We start from the raw sequence: 17134 nt of genomic DNA, 5'->3' as shown, positions 1-17134 counted from the left end.
ACTATGACAGGGAGAACATCATGCAAAACGCCAAACTCGAAGTCCTGACCCCGGAAAACGCGCAACTGATCATCATCGACCACCAGCCGCAGATGGCATTCGGCGTCCAGTCGATCGACCGCCAGACCCTGAAGAACAACGTCGTCGGCCTGGCCAAGGCGGCCAAGGCCTTCGACATCCCGACCATCATCACCACCGTCGAAACGGACTCGTTCTCGGGCAAGACCTACCCCGAAATCCTGGACGTGTTCCCGGGCCAGCCGATCCTCGAGCGCACCTCGATGAACTCCTGGGACGACCAGAAGGTGCGCGACGCCCTGAAGGCCAACGGCCGCAAGAAAGTCGTCGTCGCCGGCCTCTGGACCGAAGTCTGCAACACCACCTTCGCTTTGTGCGCGATGCTGGAAGGCGACTACGAGATCTACATGGTGGCCGACGCCTCGGGCGGCACCTCGAAGGAAGCGCACGACTTCGCGATGCAGCGCATGGTGCAGGCCGGCGTCGTCCCCGTCACCTGGCAGCAGGTGCTGCTGGAATGGCAGCGCGACTGGAAGAACCGCGAGACCTACGACGCCGTCATGGACATCGTCAGGGAACACTCGGGCGCCTACGGCATGGGCGTGGACTATGCCTACACGATGGTGCACAAGGCGCCGGCGCGCAACCGCAGCGAGCACGAAGTGCTGGCGCCCGTGGCGGCCAACTGACGCGCCGTCGCCCCGGCGGAGGCCGGGGCCCAAGACCTTGGCGCAGCCGGCCTGCAACGAGAAATTGGGTCCCGGCCTGCGCCGGGACGACGGTGCCTAGGCGCAGCCGGCCGTCAGCAGCAGCGGCACCCCATTCCACGCGATCGCCACCAGCGCCAGCACGGCCAGCACGAGCCGCGTCCAGTCGAGCAGTCCCGCGTGCGGGCTGTTCGGCACGGTGCGCGCGCCCCAGGCCAGCCAGGCGCAGATGGCCAGCGCCACGATGGTGACGCCGCCCAGCAGCAGGCGATCCGGCCCTTCGGGCCGCAGCCCGCCCGGGCTGCACTGGGCGGCCGCCGTCGCATACGTGAAGGCGAAATACACGATCCAGACGATCAGCGGCAGCGTGGCGCGCAGCGTGCGCGGGAAGAACCGTTCGTTCATGGTCACTCCATCAGCAAGGGCATCACGCGGATGAGCGTCGACATGGCGATGCCCTGCAGCGTCGTGTAGTGCCAGATCAGCGCGCTGTTGTCGAGCGTGGCGCGGCTGTGGTCGGACAGGTGGCCGCGCCAGGCGCGCAGCGCCAGGTAGGGACCGACGATCAGCAGCACGGCGATGTGCAGGCCCTGGTAGCCGAGCATGGCCGAGATGGCGGCGGCCCAGGCGCTGCTGCTGCCGTCCAGGCCCGCCTGGCGGAAGCCTTCCATGTCGATGCCGAACGCGGCGCAGGTGCACGCCAGTGCCGCCAGCGCCAGCCACGGCAGCCTGCGCTTGCCGAGGGCGCGCGTGGCCAGCCAGACCAGCACGGAACCCAGCGCCAGCAGGCCGCTTGAAGCCAGCGCCCACGACAGCGGCGGTAGCGACGCGCCGGGCGGCGGGCACACCTGCAGGCGCATCGACACGTGGATGTAGGCGAAGCCGAACGAGGCGAAGATGCTGCCGTCAACGACCAGCATGATCATCGTGCCCCACCAGGAGTGTGATCCCGTCTTGACGGCGCCCACGGGCAGCGTCTCCCCTTCGCCGATCTGCACGCTGCGCTGCGGCGCGGCGCGGTCCGATTGCCACAGCCAGCAGACCACGGCCACGATGGCGACGATGCCGCCGATCCAGGCGGCAATCGTCAGCTTCATCGTCAGCAGCAGGAAGAAGGCGGCGGTGCCGGCCGCGGCCAGCGGCGGCAGCCAGCTGTCGCCCTGCAGGATCATCAGGTAGGTCGGCCTGGCGGCAATGGGGCTGGTGGCGATGGTCTCGCGCTTGCCGGTGGCCGTGTTCGGCAGGTAGTGGCGGCCCTCGTCCACTTCCTGCGACAGCGTCGGCTGGTCCCACAGCGGATTCGTGCTCGCGATCCGCGGGATGCTGCGGTTGCCGTAGTCCTCGGACGTCAGCCATTCCAGCGTCGACGCATTCCACGGATTGCCGACCTCCTTCGTCGGCCGGCGCAGCGTGCGCACGACGTCGGCGGCGAACAGCACGACGCCCAGCGCGAACAGGAAGGCGCCGACCGTCGACAGCATGTTCAAGCCGTTCCAGCCCATGTCCGCCGGATAGGTGTAGACGCGGCGCGGCATACCCAGGAGGCCCGTGATGTGCATGGGGAAGAAGGCAGTATTGAAGCCGACGAACATCAGGCCGAATACCCAGCGCGCCAGCCGCTCGGACAGGCGATTGCCGTTGATGAGGGGCAGCCAGTAGTACATCGCCGCGAACACGGGGAACACCATCCCGCCGATCAGCACGTAGTGCAGGTGGGCGACGATGAAATAGGTGTCGTGCACCTGCCAGTCGAACGGGATGACGGCGACCATCACGCCGGTCAGGCCGCCCAGCACGAAGATGAACATGAAGCCGAGCAGGAACAGCGTGGGCGCCCCGGCCTGCACCTTGCCCTTCCACAGCGTGGCGATCCAGGCGAACACCTGGATCGCCGTCGGCACGGCGACGGCCATGCTGGCGGCCGAGATGAAGCCCATCTCCATCACGCCCAGGCCGGCCGTGAACATGTGGTGCGCCCACAGGCCGAAGCTGAACACGCCCACGCCCAGCAGCGCGGCGATGATCGCCCTGCGGCCCACCAGCGGCGTGCGGGCGATGGTGGGGATCATGGTCGAGACCATGCCCGCGGCGGGCAGGAAGATGATGTAGACCTCGGGATGGCCGAAGAACCAGAACAGGTGCTGCCACAGCAGCGGGTCGCCGCCGCGGTCGGCGATGAAGAACGGCCAGTCGAGCGCGCGCTCCATCTCCAGCAGCGCCGTGCCGGCAATCACGGCGGGGAAGGCGAACACGATCATCAGGCCCACCACCAGCATGGCCCAGGCATACACGGGCATGCGTGCCAGCGTCATGCCGGGCGCTCGCGTGAACAGGATGCCGACGATCAGCTCGATGGCGCCGGCGATCGCCGAGATCTCGATGAAGCCGATCCCCAGCAGCCAGAAGTCGGCGTTCATGTCCGGCGAATACTGCAATCCCGTCAGCGGCGGGTACATGAACCAGCCGCCGTCCGGCGCCAGGCCCACGAACAGCGTGCAGAAGAAGGCCAGGCCGCCGATCGCATAGGCCCAGTAGGCATAGGCGGACAGGCGCGGGAACGGCAGGTCGCGCGCGCCCAGCATGTTCGGCAGCAGGTACACGGCCAGCGCTTCCACGACGGGGATCGCGAACAGGAACATCATCACCGTGCCGTGCATGGTGAACACCTGGTTGTAGGTGCCCACGGCCAGGAAGCCGTTCTCCGGCACGGCAAGCTGCAGGCGGATCAGCAGGCCCAGCACGCCGGCCAGCACGAAGAACAGCAGCGCCGTGCCGATGTAGAGCAGCCCGATATTGGTATTGTTGACGCTCTTGAAGAAGCGCCAGCCCGAGGGCGTGCGCCATACGTCTTCCAGGCGCTCCAGCTCGCCCGGCGGGCGGGGGGAGGAATTGGGGAGGTCGTTCCGGTTCGTCATCGGGGCTTCATTCCAGGTGCGCGAGATAGGCGGCCAGCGCGCGCAGCGACTCGCCGTCGAGGCCTGATGCGGCCGGCATGAACACGCCCGGCTTGACGGCCTGCGGGTCGGCGATCCAGCCGGCCAGCGTGCCTTCGTGGGTGCGCAGGACGCCGGCGCCAATCTGCTTGCGGTTGCCGACGTGGGTCAGGTCCGGTCCGAGGTGCGCCTTCTCGGCCACGCCGCGGATCGTGTGGCAGGACTGGCAGCGCTGTTCCAGGAAGACGGCGCGGCCCCGCTCCTGCAGGCTGGACGCCGGCGCGACGGCCGGCTGCGCCTGGCGTGCCAGCCAGGCCTTGAATTCGTCCGGCGGCAGCGCGATCACCTGCAGCGCCATGCGCGCATGCTGGGCGCCGCAGTACTCGGCGCACTGGCCGCGGTAGATGCCGGGCTTGTCGGCGCGGATCGTCAGGCCCGTGACGCGGCCGGGAATCATGTCGCGCTTGCCCGCCAGCGACGGCACCCACAGGCTGTGGATCACGTCGGCCGCGTTCAGGCCCAGGTACACGCTTTGCCCGACCGGCACGTGGATCTCGTTGGCGGTGGCGATCTCGCGCCCGCTCTCGGGGTCGCGGTAGCGCACGTCCCACCACCACATCTTGGCCGTGATGGAAATGGTCAGGGCCTGGCTGGAACTCTGCGGCGCCAGCTGGCCGCTGCGCCAGGTGCTCCACACCAGCAGCGCGCTCAGGACGACGATGGGGAAGGCGACGCCGGCGCCGGCGATCCACAGCGCGGGGCGCACGGGACGCTCGTGGCGGCGCAGGCTCAAGGCCAGCAGCGCCATGACGGCGACGAAGATCAGCGTGCCCGCGCCGAACATCACCCAGGCGAACTGGCTGATGACGGTGGCGTCCCAGCCGGCCGGATGCAGCACCGACTGCAGCGTGCCCTCACCCGTCTTTTCCGTCATTGGCCCCATCATCGCAACGTGTACAGGTAGGCCGCCATGTGGCGCGCCTCCTGCTCCGTCAGGCCCAGCGCCGGCATCGACGTGCCGGGCTTGTGGGCCGGCGGATCGCGCAGGAAGGCGACCATCTGCGCGGGGTCGTTGGGGATGCCGCCGGCGATGTAGCTCAGGCGCCCGATGGTGGCAAGCGCGGGGCCGGCATCGCCCGTCGCGCCGGGAATGCCGGGGATCGCATGGCAGGCGCCGCACTGGTATTGCGCGACCAGGCGCTTGCCCACGGCCGCGTCGCCGCCTTCCACGCGCACGGGCTTGCCCTCGTCGGCGCAGGCGGACAGCAAGGCCAGGGATGCCAGGGCGAGACAGGCGGAAGCACGAACGGCGGACGGGCGGGCGGCGATGGGCACGGTTGAATTCACGATATGCGGAGGACTTTTATAATACCGGACACCATGACATTTTTTTAACACGATACGATTCGCCAATCCGGCCACCCCGACGATGCCCTCGAACCGCACGCGACTGATCCTCAAGACCATCGTATTGACGCTGCTGGCGGCAGGCTGCATCGCGGCAGCGGGCGGCGCGGCCGTGTTCTACGGCGGCTGGTATTACGTGGGCGCGACCAAGCACCACTTCCAGACCGTCTACAGCGTGCTGGAAAAAGGCATGCAGTACTCGGTGCGGCGCAACGCGCGCGACATCGCCGTGCCGCCGCTGGGCGCGCCGGAGCAAGTGCGGCGCGGCGCCGCGGTCTACCGCGACCATTGCGCCCAATGCCACGGCGGTCCCGGCTTCGCGCAATCCTCGATCGGCATGAGCATGCAGCCGGTGCCCGGTCCGCTGATCGACGCGACGTTGAACTGGAAGGAACGCGAGATCTACTGGATCACGCGCCACGGCATCAAGATGAGCGGCATGCCGGCCTGGGAATTCCACCTGAGCGACGCCGACATCTGGGCCACGGTGGCTTTCATCCGGCAGTTGCCCGAGATGAGCGCGCAGGACTACCGCGCCATCACGGCGCACGAGGTGCAGCGGTGATGCGCGCCGCGACCGCTGCGCTCACCGGCGTCGTCCTGGCGCTACTGGCCGGCTGTGGCAACAGCGGCCGGCCGCCGGCCGGCGTGCTGGGCGACCCGGAGCGCGGCAAGCTGGCGCTGAGCCAGTACGCCTGCCAGGCCTGCCACATCATCCCCGGCGTGACGGGCTCGAAGATCTACGTCGGGCGCCCGCTCGACGACCTGGCCAAGCGCCGCTTCATCGCCGGCTCGCTGCCGAACGACCAGGCCAACCTGGTGCGCTGGATCCGCGATCCACAAGCGATCGACCCGCACACGGCGATGCCGAACATGGGCGTGAGCGAACGGGATGCGCGGGACATGAGCGCCTATCTACTTAGCCGATGAGTGCTCAGCCGATGAGTACTCAGCCGACGAGCACCTGTTCGAGCGTGCGCACCCCGGCGCGGATCTCGTCCGGACGGAAGGCCGAGAAGCCCAGCACCAGGCCCGGGTCCACCCTGCACGCCGCGCCGGCGTCCGGATTCGCGTAGTAGCCCAGCGTGCGCAGGTCGATGCCGGCGTCGCGGGCGCGGCGCGCCACGGCGTCCTCGTCGTCGTCGCCGTCGAAGTGCACGCACAGGTCCAGGCCCGCATCCGACGGCCCGCAACGCAGCCGCCCCGCCAGGCGCGCCTGCAGCGCGTCGAGCAGGGCTTCGCGCCGTTCGCCGTACGCTTCGCGCGTGCGCCGGACATGGCGCGCGAAGTGGCCCTGGGCGATGAAGTCGGCCAGCGCCGCCTGCGCCACGAACGGCCCCTGGCGGTCGACCAGAGCCCGGGCGCGCGCCAGGGGTCCGGCCAGCGCTAGTGGTGCCACCACGTAGCCCAGGCGCAGTCCGGGGAACATCACCTTCGACAGCGTGCCGACGTAGACCACGCAGCCGCTGCGGTCCAGGCTTTGCAGCGACGCGAGTGGCGGTCCCGTGTAGCGGTACTCGCTGTCGTAGTCGTCCTCCACGATCCAGGCGCGCTGCCGTTCGGCCCAGCGCAGCAGTTCGAGGCGGCGCCGCAGGCTCATGGTGACGCCCAACGGAAGCTGGTGCGACGGCGTGGCGAAGGCCAGCCTCGCGTCGGGGAAGCGCGAGGCCGCGTGGGCCACGTCCATTCCCTCGGCGTCGACGGGCACAGGGCAGACGCGCGCGCCGGCCGCGACGAACGGCGCCACCGCGCCCTGGTAGCCGGGCGATTCGATCCAGGCGGCGTCGCCGGGCGCCAGCAGCAGGTGCGCCAGCAGGTACAGGGCCTGCTGCGATCCGGCCGTGATCACCACCTGGTCCGGCGTGCAGCGCACGCCGCGCGACGCCTTCAGGTAGGCGCACAGCAGCTTGCGCAGGGCCGGCAGCCCGGCCCCGCTGTCGCCGTAGCCCAGGCGCGCCGTCGAATGGCGCCAATGGCGCGCTTCCAGCTTGCGCCAGGTGTCGAAGGGGAACAGGTCCAGTCCTGGCATGCTGACGCGGAAGGCGCGCAAGGGCCCGTCGTGGTGGCGCACGCGCGCCATGCCGGACGCCATCGCCTCGCCGCGCGGCGACAGCGGACGCATCGCCTGCGCGACCGGCGCGGCATCCTGCTCCGCGCGCGCGACCGGCAGCGAGGCGCTGACGAACGTGCCCTTGCCCACCGCCCCCTCCAGGTAGCCTTCGGCCATGAGCTGTTCGTACGCGGCCTGCACCGTCTGGCGCGACACGTCCAGCAGCGTGCATAGCGCGCGCGTGGCCGGCAGGCGCACGGATGCCTCGATGCGGCCGTCGAGGATGGCTTCCTTCAGGTGCGCGTACAGCTGGCGGAACAGTGGCGTGGTCCCGCCGCGCTCGAGGGGCGCGGCGGCAAGGATGTCGTGGACGTGCATCGGTCGGCGCAGGAATTGGACCGCTCATCTTCGCCCCGATTGGCTGTTTGAGCAAGCCATTGCCGGCGCTAGCATGCAGGGCCATCACAAGGAGAACCGCCGATGTATGTGCCTGCCCAGTATGCCGAGACCCGCAACGAAGCGCTGCATGCGCTGATCGACCGCCATCCGCTCGGCACGCTGGTGCGCATGGACGGCGACGGCCTCGATGCCGACCACCTGCCCTTCCAGCTGGTGCCGCCCGCCTCCGCCGCACCCCGGGGCAGCCTGCGGGCCCACGTGGCGCGCGCCAATCCGCTGGCGCGGCAGGATGGCATGGCGGTGATGGTGCTGTTCCGCGGCGCCTCGGACTATGTGTCGCCGCGCTCCTACGATCTCGCCGCGCGCGGCGGACGCGCCGTGCCGACCTGGAACTACGAAGTCGTGCACGTGCATGGCAGGTTGCGCGTGGTGGACGATGGCGACTGGATCATGGCGCACATGCAGGCGGCGACGCTGCGGCGCGAGGACGCGCAGGCCGGATGGCGGATCGAGGACGCGCCGCGCGACTACATCGACAAGCTGTTGCGGGCGACGGTGGGGATCGAGATCGCGATCGAGAGGATCGCGGGGAAATTCAAGATGGGGCGGTGAAGCGGGCAAGGTGGGCACGTGGTGCCCACCCTACCGCTACGACCGGGCGATTACTTGCCCGATGCGGTGCCCGACTTGGCCGACGGCATCTGCTCGGCCGACTTCAGGTGCTGGGCGACGACCGGCTCGGTCTTGTCGACCAGGGCCTTCACTTCCGGATCCTTGGCTTTCTTGGAAGCGGAGACCAGCTTGGCGTGGACGGTCTTGTGGTCCTGGACGCCGGCCTGCTTCATGTAGGCCTTGTCGAAGGCGTCGCCGCTCATCTTTTCCAGCTTGGCGGCCATGGCCTTGTGCTTGGCGTCCGGCTCGGTCGGCAGCGTCACGCCGCGCGCCTGGGCCAGGGTCTTCACTTCGTTCAGGTTCTGGGTGTGGTCGTCGATCATCTGCTGGCCGAAGGCCTTCACCTCGGCGCTCTGGCCCTTGCTCTGGGCCAGCTTGCCGCCTTCGATCTCGGACATATTGGCGATCGCCATGTCCTTCAGGATCTGCTGGTCGCCCGAGCTCAGCTTGGCACCGGTGGCGGCGCCGCCGGCCGCGGTCTGGCCCGCTGCGCCGCTGGCGCCGGCTGCCTGGCTGCGGTTTTCCATGCCCGCGCTGTTGCTGTTGTCGATGGTGCCGTCGGTGACGGTCTTGCCCGAGGTATTGGCCTTGCCCTGGCTCTGGGTGCCGGTCTGGGCGACGCTCGGGGTGGTCTGCGCTTGCACGCCGACGGCGCTGAACATGGCGGCCACGGCCAACACGGCCAGCAGGGCTTTCAAGGATTTATTCTTCTGCATGTTGATTCTCCTGGTCTAAGGGGGCGTGGACCGCGCATCGACGATGCACATGGCCACTTCGTGTTCGATTGACAACGACGTGAGCCAGTGTATCGCCGCGTTTTACCGTACAGCGCACGTTAGCCAGAAGGAAATTATTTCTGCCAGAAGCCGCTTCAGAGGAAGCTCATCGTTAGCTCATCGGAAGCTCAGCGCGCCCGTCAGGTCGCCCGGTCCGCGCTCGCCGCGCGCGGCAAAGGCGGCCGTGCGCGCCGCCGGTCCCTCCAGCGGCGGCAGGTCGTGCAGGCGCGAGATGAAGCGGATGATCGACGTCGTGTCGTAGAAATTGTGGTCGACGGCGCCCTTCTTCGCATACGGTGACACGATGATCGCCGGGATGCGCGAGCCCGGACCCCAGCGGTCGCCCTTGGGCGGTGCCACGTGGTCCCACCAGCCGCCGTTCTCGTCGAAGGTGATGACGACGACCATGTTCTTCCACTGCGGCGACTTCTTGAGGTGCTCGATCACGTTGGCCACGTGGGCGTCGCCCGACTCGATGTCCGAGTAGCCCGCATGCAGGTTCAGGTTGCCCTGCGGCTTGTAGAAGGCGACGGGCGGCAGCTTGCCGGCGACGGCGTCGGCGATGAAGCGGTTCGAGATCGGGCTGTCACCCAGGCCGCCGTCGCGCAGGTGCCTGGTGCGCGCCTCGGTGCCGGGGCCGAACTGCTTGAAGTAATTGAAAGGCTGGTGGTGGAACTGGAAGTTCGGGCGCGTGCCTTCGCCGCGGCCGTCCAGGGCCGCCTGCCAGGCTCCGCCGTACCAGGCCCAGTCGACGCCTTTCCTGCTCAGCAGGTCGCCGATGGTGTCGTAGGTCTGCGGCGGCAGCGTGGACGGGTCCTGCGGATCGGCGTGGTCCTTGTCGCCACCCGGTGCCGGACGCACCCAGCTCGGCTGGTACGGCGGCGCCATCGTATTGACCGCATAGCCGTCCGGCGTGATCGCGCCGTTGTTGACGAATTTCGGCTTGCCTTCCAGCGCCGATTTGGGCGAATCGGGCGCCACGGCCAGGCGCGTGCCGGTCGGCCCGTCTTCCGTGACGGCGATCTTGCGCTTGGCCGGCGTCTGCGCCGCATTGAAATACTCCGGCACGCGGCCGCTGATCAGGAACTGGTGGTTCAGGTAGGAGCCGCCGAAGGCCGCCATGAAGAAGTTATCGCACAGCGTGAATTCGCGCGCGATCTGCCACAGGCCCAGGTGCTTGTCCGTTTCGCCGTAGCGGCCCATCACCAGCGCGCCGCTGTCTCCCCAGGCGACGAAGCCATCGTTCTTGCCGCCGTTGATCTGCATCTGGTTATGGTAGAACGCGTGCACCAGGTCGCGCGTGACGAGGCCTTCCGGCAGCGGCTTGCCGTCCGTGTCCTGCAGCTTGAACGGGCCGTTCGGCAGGTGCTGGATGTCGTCTTCCTTGACGATGTAATCCTTGCCCCCGATGTTCTGGCGCGACGGCACCATGCCGCCCCAGATCTTCGGCAGTTCCGGCAGCGGCGAACCGTCGCGGTCCTTCTGCACGGCGGCGGCGGACGGCAGCGCCGACAGCGGTTGCGCGAGGCCCGGGAAGTCCGCGAACAGGTTGTTGAAGCTGCGGTTCTCCAGGTAGATCACGACCACGTTCTTCACATTCGCCTTGAGCTTGGCGTCGAGCGAGCCGGCGGCCGGCTTCGTCGCTGCCTTGGCGGACGCCTTGTCGGCGGCCTGGGCCGGCGTCAGCGTGGCGGACGTCAGGCCGACGGCGGCGGCGGCCTGGAAGATCTTGCGGCGCGAGGGGCTCGCGGGCTGGTCGTGGTCTTGCATGGCATCTCCTGTCGCGGCGAACGCTGCCGCAAAGGAACGATTATCTGTTCTTTCGACTAGTTGGAAAAGGGAAAAAGTGGAGCAATATGGATGGGATAACATTGCTGCAATAAGCCGGGGCGGCATGCACGCCGTCATGACATCCCAGGGTTTTACATGGATTTACGGCGCCCCCGCCGCCGATCGACACGACAATGCGCCAGAATGGCGCCAGCCAGAACAGATGCAAGAAAGAGGAATTCCCATGACGCCAACCTTCGTCTCCCGCGCGCTCGCGCTCGCCGCCCTCGTCGGCACGGCCAGCCTGGCCCATGCCGCTCCCGCCGATGCGGCCAATGCGGCCGATGCGGCCCGCCCTCCCGTACAGACGCAGGACCAGCTGGTCCTGCCCCAGGCCGAAGTGGAAAAGCTGCTGGCCGCCTATGCGCTGATCAAGCAGAACTACGTGGGCCAGGCCGACGACAAGAAGCTGTTCGACGGCGCGCTGGCCGGCATGCTGGCCTCGCTCGACCCGCATTCGAGCTATCTCGACAAGGACGCCATGCTCGACATCCAGCGCGAGAACACCGGCGAATACGTCGGCATCGGCGTCGAGGTCGAGGAGCACCAGGACGAACTGCGCATCGTCTCGACCAGCGACGGCTCGCCGGCCGCGCGCGCCGGCCTGGTCCCGAACGACGTCATCGTCTCCGTCGACGGCACCGCCGTGGCCGGCATGTCGACCGAGGAAGTGGGCCGGCGCATGCGCGGCGTTCCCGGCACCGTGGTCACGCTCGGCGTGACCCACGCGGGCCACTTCGGCAACAAGCTCACGACGCTGCGCATCGCGCGCGAGGAACTGCACAATGCCACGGTCCAGACGCGCATGGCGGGAAGCGGCGTGGCGTGGATCCGGATTTCCGAATTCGGCGGCGCCACCGGGGCCGACCTGGCGGCCGCGCTGCGCAAGCTGGATGGCAAGGAGCCGCCGCGCGGCCTGATCCTCGACCTGCGCAACGACCCGGGCGGCCTAGTGGCGGCCGGCGTGGCCGTCGCCGGCGCCTTCCTGCCGCCCGGCACCGTGCTGTTCTCGGCGCGCGGCCGCGAGGACGGCGCCAATGCCGTCGTCACCGTCGACCAGCGCTTCTACCGAGGCCCCGGCGAGCCGGACGTGCTGGCCGGCCTGCCCGCCTGGACGCGCACCGTGCCGCTCGCGGTGCTGGTCAACGGCGCCTCGGCGTCGGCCGCGGAACTGGTGACGGGTGCGCTGCAGGACCAGCACCGCGCCACCGTGATCGGCACCCAGACCTTCGGCAAGGGCTCGATCCAGTCCGTGATCCCGCTGGGCCAGGACGATGCCGTCAAGTTCACCGTCGCGCGCTACTTCACGCCGAACGGCCGCGAAATCCAGGCGCACGGTATCACGCCCGACATGCGCGTCCTGCCCCGCGGCGTGGACCGCGACGACCTGCTGCTGCGCGAGTCCGACCTGGCCAACCACCTGCGTCCGGCGTCGGCGACGGCGGACAGCGCTGCGCGCGACCCCGTCGAGCCGTCCCGCCTGTTCGGCACCCGCGACGACAAGGCGCTGCAGGCCGCGGTCACGCTGCTGGCGTCGTCGGACCAGCGCAAGACGGGGCTCTCCGGCCTGCTGCACCGCTGGAGCGCCGCGCTGAAGTTCGGCAAGCCGAAAGCCGCGCCGGCGGCCCAGTAACGAGGGAAGCGTTGTACTGCCCAGTAATACGAATGTCACGCCGGCGTCAAGATGGCGTCACATTCGGCCGTCAGAATACGCATCGCTCCTAGGGAAAAGAGCACAAGGCGGCCCAGCCGCCCTACCGGCGCCGGCGGTCGGGAAACATACCGGCACCAATTCCAGATCCCCGCACCAGGGCTGACCGCGTGCGGGGATCGTCCTTTGCAGCCTGGCGCGCACTGTGGCAGCATGGTCTTCCCGCAACCGAGGAGACACGATGGACCCGGACCTGAAAACCCTGCTCGCCGACCTGGCGGCATTCGGCGACGCCCACGACGCCGACGGCGCCAACCGCGCCACGCGCATGCTCAACATCACGCCCGACACGGGCGAATTCCTGGCCGTGCTGGTCAAGGCCACGGGGGCGCGCCGCATCCTCGAACTGGGCACCTCGAACGGCTATTCGACGCTGTGGCTGGCCGATGCCGCGGCGAGCATCGGCGGCGCCGTCACGACGGTGGAGATGGCGCAAGCGAAGATCGACATGGCGCGCGTCAATTTCGAGCGCGCCGGCCTGGCCGACCGCATCACCCAGCTCGGCGGCGATGCCGGCACCGTGCTGCGCGGCATGGAGGACAGCGAATTCGACCTGGTGTTCCTCGATTCGCAGCGCAGCAGCTACATCGGCTGGTGGCCGGACCTGCAGCGCGTGCTGCGCACCGGTGGCCTGCTGGTGGTCGACAACGCGACCTCGCATGCGCCGGAAATGGAAGGGTTTGTCGCGGCCGTGCGGCGGGCCGGGTTCACGACCAGCCTGGTGCCGGTGGGGAAAGGCGAGTTTTTGGCGGTGAAGAACTGACGACGCATTACCGGTAGGGTGGGCACCATGTGCCCACCCTACGAAACCGCGCTCGGGCGACGGATCAGAACCGCGCCTTGTCGCGCAAGCGGTTCCTGACATGCTTGCGCGCCCGCGGCAGCGCATCCAGCGCACGCATCGCCAGCACGCCCTCGATGAAGCCCAGCAGCCCCTCTTCCTGCGGCACCCGTTCGCGCAGCTGACCGACCAGGTCCTGCGCCACGAAGGCATCGTTGATCTCGCCCAGCTCGTCCTGCATGCCGGTCAGCAGGTCGTGGCGGCGCGCGCCGTGCTTGCCGTGGCCCAGCGCGGCGAAGAATTCGCGCGCATAGCGTTCCTTCTTGGCCGCGATGCGGACCTTGTGCAGGTTTTCCGGCTGCGTCAGGTCGAAGGTGCGGGCGCGCTTGCGCACGCGCGCGGACGCGTGCTGCACCAGCCGCGGCGCCGCCCGGCGCACCTGCTGCGCCAGCGGATCGGGCGGCAGGCCGCCGTCCTGCGGCAGGCCGGCCTGCTGCCAGCCCTTGCCCGCGATCCAGCCGCCCAGGCCCAGCATCAGGCCCGTATAGCGCGCGCTGCCGACGGCCGAGCGCACCTTGGCGTGGTGGCGCTGCGCTTCCTCGCGCGCCGCCACTTCCACGCGCGCCAGCGCCGGCTTGTGCGTTTCCGTCAGCGGCAAGGCGGGCAGCACGGATTCGATGAACACGTCCCAGTTGCGGGCCTCGCCCAGCTCCCCGGCCAGCCATTCGATGTCGGCCGCCAGCTGCTCCGGCAGGTGGATCAGGTCGCGCACCATCGCCAGCGCGGCACGCAGGCGGCGCAGGCCGACACGCATCTGGTGCAGGCCCTCGACGTCGCCCGTCGCGACGAGGCGCTCGTTGGCCTGCATCTGCTGCAGGCAATTCAGCATGATCGCACCCAGCGCCTCGCCCAGCGTGGCCTTGCGCTTGAGCGTCACGGGCGTCGCCTTGACGGCCTGCGGCTTGTCCTCGTGCGCCAGCGCGTAGCCGCGTTCGGCCTTGCTGACGTTCTCGATGCGCACCGGCGTGTGCTCGTGCACCTGCTGCGCCAGCTGGAACAGGCGTGCGGGGTCGCCTTCCTTGATCTCCAGTTCCAGCTCGCGCACGGGCACGCTCTTGTCGCCGCGCTGCAGCTCGCCCACGTCCAGCGCAACCTCCACCTGGGCGCCGCCCTCCAGCGCCAGCATCCAGCTACTGCGCTTCGTGTTGTTGACGAACACCGGCTCCTGCGCCAGCTGCAGGCCGCCATGGCGCGCCAGCTCGGGCACGGCCTGTTTCAACTGCCTGGCAAACAGGTCCAGGTCCGGCGTGTCGGACGCGACCTCGGCTTCCAGCTCGGTACGGCGGTGCAGGCCGGCCAGCGCGCTGCCGCCGCCTTTCAGGGTCTGCACGTGGCGCTCGCCGATGCTGCGCACACGCAGGGCGAAGCCGTGCTTCCACAGGTCGCCGTCGGCGCTGTCGTAATAGCGGTCGACGTGCTGCTCGTCCTTCGGCTCGGATTCCGGCGTCGGCCGCAGTATTGGGTTCTTCTTGATCTTCGTGATGCTGGCGGCGTCGAGCGCCAGCTTGATTTCGGCTTCCATTCTTGCTCCTTTGGCTACATCGGCTCACTCTAGCGCATCTTTACGGCGCTCGGCGTACGCAAGGGTAACCGCGGCATGTGTCGACCATATGTCCTGGGGCAGAATGGAAACCGCCACTCAATCGAACTTGCTGAAGTCCGGCTTGCGCTTCTCGAAGAAGGCCGTGAACGCCTCCTTCGCTTCGGCGCCCGTCAGCATGGCGCTGAAGCGCTCGTTTTCCGCCTTGATCGTGTCCGCCACCAGCGCCGCGCGCGAGCGCTTCATCAGCATCTTGGTCGTGCGGATCGATGCGGCCGGCAGCTTGACCAGCTTGGCGGCCTGGCCCTGCGCGAACGCCAGCAGGTCGGCGGCCGGCAGGACTTTCGCCACGATGCCCATCTCGAACGCTTCCTGGGCGGAGAACGCCTCGCCCAGCATCAGCTTTTCGGCGGCGCGGGTATAGCCGGCCGCTTGCGTCACGAGCAGCGACGAGGCGAACTCGGGGCACAGGCCCAGCTGGGTGAAGGGCATCGAGAATTTCGCGTTGTCCGCCGCATAGACGAGGTCGCAGTGCATCAGCAGCGTGGTGCCGATGCCGACGGCCAGGCCGGCGACGGCCGCGACGACGGGCTTGGTGCTGCCTTCCAGCGCGCGCATGAACTGGAACACGGGGCGGTCTTCCGTCATCGCGCCCTCGCCCACGTTGTTGAGGAAGTCGTCCAGGTCGTTACCGGCCGTGAAGATCTCGGGCTTGCCGACGATGAGGATGGCGCGCACGGTATTGTCGCTCTCGGCGACGCGCAGGGCGTCGGCCATGGTCGTGTACATGGCGCCGGTGATGGCGTTCTTGCGCTCGGGGCGGTTGAATTCGATGGTGAGGATGCCGTTGGAGGTGGTGGTGAGGATGTCCATCTGGGGTCTCCGTTGTCGTTCGTATGGCGTCTTGCTTGCAGCGCGCTGTTGGCACGCTCAGCTTGGGTTCCCGCCTGCGCGGGAACGACGTTTTGATGTTGGCGTAAAAAAGGGCGCTGGTGGTATTCCCACAGCGCCCTTTTTGCACGGTGTGCTATGCGACGTTTACACGCGCTCGATGATACCTGCGGCACCCATGCCGGCGCCGACGCACATGGTCACCATGCCGTACTTCAGGTTGTTGCGGCGCAGGGCGTGCACGACGGTCGCGGCGCGGATGGCGCCGGTGGCGCCCAGCGGGTGGCCCAGGGCGATCGCGCCGCCCATCGGGTTGACCTTGCTGGTGTCCAGGTCCAGGTCGCGGATCACGGCCAGCGCCTGGGCGGCGAAGGCTTCGTTCAGCTCGATCCAGTCCAGCTGGTCCTGGCTGATGCCGGCGGCGGCCAGCGCCGCGGGAATCGCGAACTTCGGACCGATGCCCATGATTTCCGGCGGCACGCCGCGCACGGCGAACGACGAGAACTTGGCCAGCGGGGTCAGGTTGTGTTCCTTCAGGATCTTCTCGCTGACGACCAGCAGCGCGCCGGCGCCGTCCGACATCTGCGACGAGGTCGCGGCCGTCACGCTGCCCTTGGCGGCGAACACCGGCTTCAGCTTGGCCATCGCTTCCAGGCTGGCGTCGGCGCGCGGGCCTTCGTCGTGCTCGACGAGGCGGCGCTTGACGTCGACTTCGCCCGTCGCCAGGTTCGGCGTGCGGGTCACGGCTTCGACCGGGGTGATCTCGTCCTTGAAGTAGCCGGCCTGCTGGGCGGCGATGGCGCGGCGGTGCGATTCCAGGCCGAACGCGTCCTGGTCTTCGCGGCTCACCTTCCACTGCGCGGCGACCTTCTCGGCGGTCAGGCCCATGCCGTAGGCGAGGCCGACGTTCTCGTCCTCGAACACGCGCATATTGATCGACGGGTGGTGGCCCATCATCGGCACCATCGACATCGATTCGACGCCACCGGCGATCATCACGTCGGCTTCACCGACGCGGATGCGGTCCGCGGCCATCGCCAGGGCGGTGATGCCCGAGGCGCAGTAACGGTTGATGGTCACGCCGCCGACGGTGTTCGGCAGGCCGGCCATGACGACGGCCTGGCGCGCGATGTTGAAGCCCTGCTCCGCTTCCGGGAACGAGCAGCCGATGATGGCATCGACGACCAGTTTCGGGTCCAGGTTCGGCACCTGTTTCATCGCGCCCTGGATCGCGGCGATCAGGAGGTCGTCCGGACGGGTCTTGTTGAACACGCCGCGCGGCGCCTTGCCGATCGGGGTGCGGGTCGCTGCGACGATGTATGCGTCTTGAAGTTGTTTGCTCATGTCAGTGTCCTTGTT

General features: G+C 68.5%; 16 protein-coding genes. 6 read left to right on the top strand and 10 right to left on the bottom strand.

Going from position 1 to position 17134, the window contains the following annotated elements:
• The first annotated feature begins 20 nt into the window (after positions 1-20).
• On the top strand, positions 21-707 hold the full coding sequence (locus ACI1V7_RS18695) for a hydrolase (protein ID WP_404533271.1): 687 nt from the start codon (positions 21-23) through the stop codon (positions 705-707).
• A gap of 96 nt (positions 708-803) precedes the next feature.
• Here the strand turns inward: ACI1V7_RS18695 and ACI1V7_RS18690 are convergent, their stop codons facing one another.
• Genes ACI1V7_RS18690 through ACI1V7_RS18675 form a run of 4 tightly spaced genes read right to left on the bottom strand, consistent with a single transcriptional unit; the run spans position 804 to position 4993 of the window.
• Positions 804-1130 carry a hypothetical protein gene (locus tag ACI1V7_RS18690; RefSeq protein WP_404533270.1) on the bottom strand — a complete coding sequence of 109 codons (327 nt, stop codon included), beginning with the start codon at positions 1128-1130 and terminating at the stop codon, positions 804-806.
• 2 nt (positions 1131-1132) lie between these two features.
• Positions 1133-3640, bottom strand: coding sequence for a cytochrome c oxidase subunit I (gene ctaD / locus ACI1V7_RS18685; RefSeq protein WP_404533269.1), 2508 nt, complete (start codon positions 3638-3640; stop codon positions 1133-1135).
• 7 nt (positions 3641-3647) lie between these two features.
• On the bottom strand, positions 3648-4592 hold the full coding sequence (coxB, locus tag ACI1V7_RS18680; protein ID WP_404533268.1) for a cytochrome c oxidase subunit II: 945 nt from the start codon (positions 4590-4592) through the stop codon (positions 3648-3650).
• Between the two features lie 8 nt (positions 4593-4600).
• Positions 4601-4993, bottom strand: coding sequence for a c-type cytochrome (locus tag ACI1V7_RS18675; RefSeq protein WP_404533267.1), 393 nt, complete (start codon positions 4991-4993; stop codon positions 4601-4603).
• 94 nt (positions 4994-5087) lie between these two features.
• Here ACI1V7_RS18675 and ACI1V7_RS18670 point away from each other — a divergent pair, with 94 nt between their 5' ends.
• Positions 5088-5630, top strand: a complete 543-nt coding sequence (locus ACI1V7_RS18670) for a c-type cytochrome (protein WP_404533266.1) — start codon at positions 5088-5090, stop codon at positions 5628-5630.
• Complete coding sequence (locus tag ACI1V7_RS18665; RefSeq protein WP_404533265.1) at positions 5630-5995, top strand: c-type cytochrome; 366 nt, start codon at positions 5630-5632, stop codon at positions 5993-5995. The genes ACI1V7_RS18670 and ACI1V7_RS18665 overlap by 1 nt, the downstream gene beginning before the upstream one ends.
• Before the next feature lie 19 nt (positions 5996-6014).
• On the opposite strand, the gene pdxR is transcribed toward ACI1V7_RS18665, so the two are convergent.
• The gene (pdxR, locus tag ACI1V7_RS18660) at positions 6015-7493 is read right to left on the bottom strand and encodes a MocR-like pyridoxine biosynthesis transcription factor PdxR (protein WP_404533264.1); all 1479 of its coding nucleotides are present in this window, start codon (positions 7491-7493) and stop codon (positions 6015-6017) included.
• Between the two features lie 102 nt (positions 7494-7595).
• Here pdxR and ACI1V7_RS18655 point away from each other — a divergent pair, with 102 nt between their 5' ends.
• Complete coding sequence (locus ACI1V7_RS18655) at positions 7596-8126, top strand: FMN-binding negative transcriptional regulator (protein ID WP_404533263.1); 531 nt, start codon at positions 7596-7598, stop codon at positions 8124-8126.
• A gap of 50 nt (positions 8127-8176) precedes the next feature.
• On the opposite strand, the gene ACI1V7_RS18650 is transcribed toward ACI1V7_RS18655, so the two are convergent.
• Entirely contained in the window at positions 8177-8902 is a 726-nt protein-coding gene (locus ACI1V7_RS18650; protein ID WP_404533262.1) for a DUF4142 domain-containing protein, read from the bottom strand.
• Between the two features lie 177 nt (positions 8903-9079).
• The gene (locus ACI1V7_RS18645; protein WP_404533261.1) at positions 9080-10732 is read right to left on the bottom strand and encodes an acid phosphatase; all 1653 of its coding nucleotides are present in this window, start codon (positions 10730-10732) and stop codon (positions 9080-9082) included.
• 244 nt (positions 10733-10976) lie between these two features.
• Here ACI1V7_RS18645 and ACI1V7_RS18640 point away from each other — a divergent pair, with 244 nt between their 5' ends.
• Both ACI1V7_RS18640 and ACI1V7_RS18635 read left to right on the top strand, forming a co-directional pair.
• The gene (locus ACI1V7_RS18640; protein ID WP_404533260.1) at positions 10977-12425 is read left to right on the top strand and encodes a S41 family peptidase; all 1449 of its coding nucleotides are present in this window, start codon (positions 10977-10979) and stop codon (positions 12423-12425) included.
• Positions 12426-12684: 259 nt separating this feature from the next.
• On the top strand, positions 12685-13266 hold the full coding sequence (locus ACI1V7_RS18635) for an O-methyltransferase (RefSeq protein ID WP_404533259.1): 582 nt from the start codon (positions 12685-12687) through the stop codon (positions 13264-13266).
• 64 nt (positions 13267-13330) lie between these two features.
• Here ACI1V7_RS18635 and ACI1V7_RS18630 read toward each other — a convergent pair whose 3' ends face one another.
• The 3 genes from ACI1V7_RS18630 to ACI1V7_RS18620 form a co-directional block, all read right to left on the bottom strand.
• A complete protein-coding gene (locus tag ACI1V7_RS18630; RefSeq protein WP_404533258.1) occupies positions 13331-14866 on the bottom strand; it encodes a CYTH and CHAD domain-containing protein in 1536 nt (511 codons plus the stop codon).
• A gap of 117 nt (positions 14867-14983) precedes the next feature.
• Positions 14984-15757 (bottom strand): enoyl-CoA hydratase, encoded by a 774-nt coding sequence (locus ACI1V7_RS18625; protein WP_404533257.1) that lies wholly within the window; start codon positions 15755-15757, stop codon positions 14984-14986.
• A gap of 165 nt (positions 15758-15922) precedes the next feature.
• Positions 15923-17119, bottom strand: coding sequence for an acetyl-CoA C-acyltransferase (locus ACI1V7_RS18620; protein WP_404533256.1), 1197 nt, complete (start codon positions 17117-17119; stop codon positions 15923-15925).
• Positions 17120-17134: the final 15 nt, after the last annotated feature.

The organism is Massilia paldalensis (genome assembly GCF_044901715.1).
Taxonomy (GTDB): Bacteria; Pseudomonadota; Gammaproteobacteria; order Burkholderiales; family Burkholderiaceae_D; genus Telluria; species Telluria paldalensis.
The sequence above is the reverse complement of the archived record's forward strand: the minus strand, read 5'-3'. Positions and strand labels throughout refer to the sequence as shown.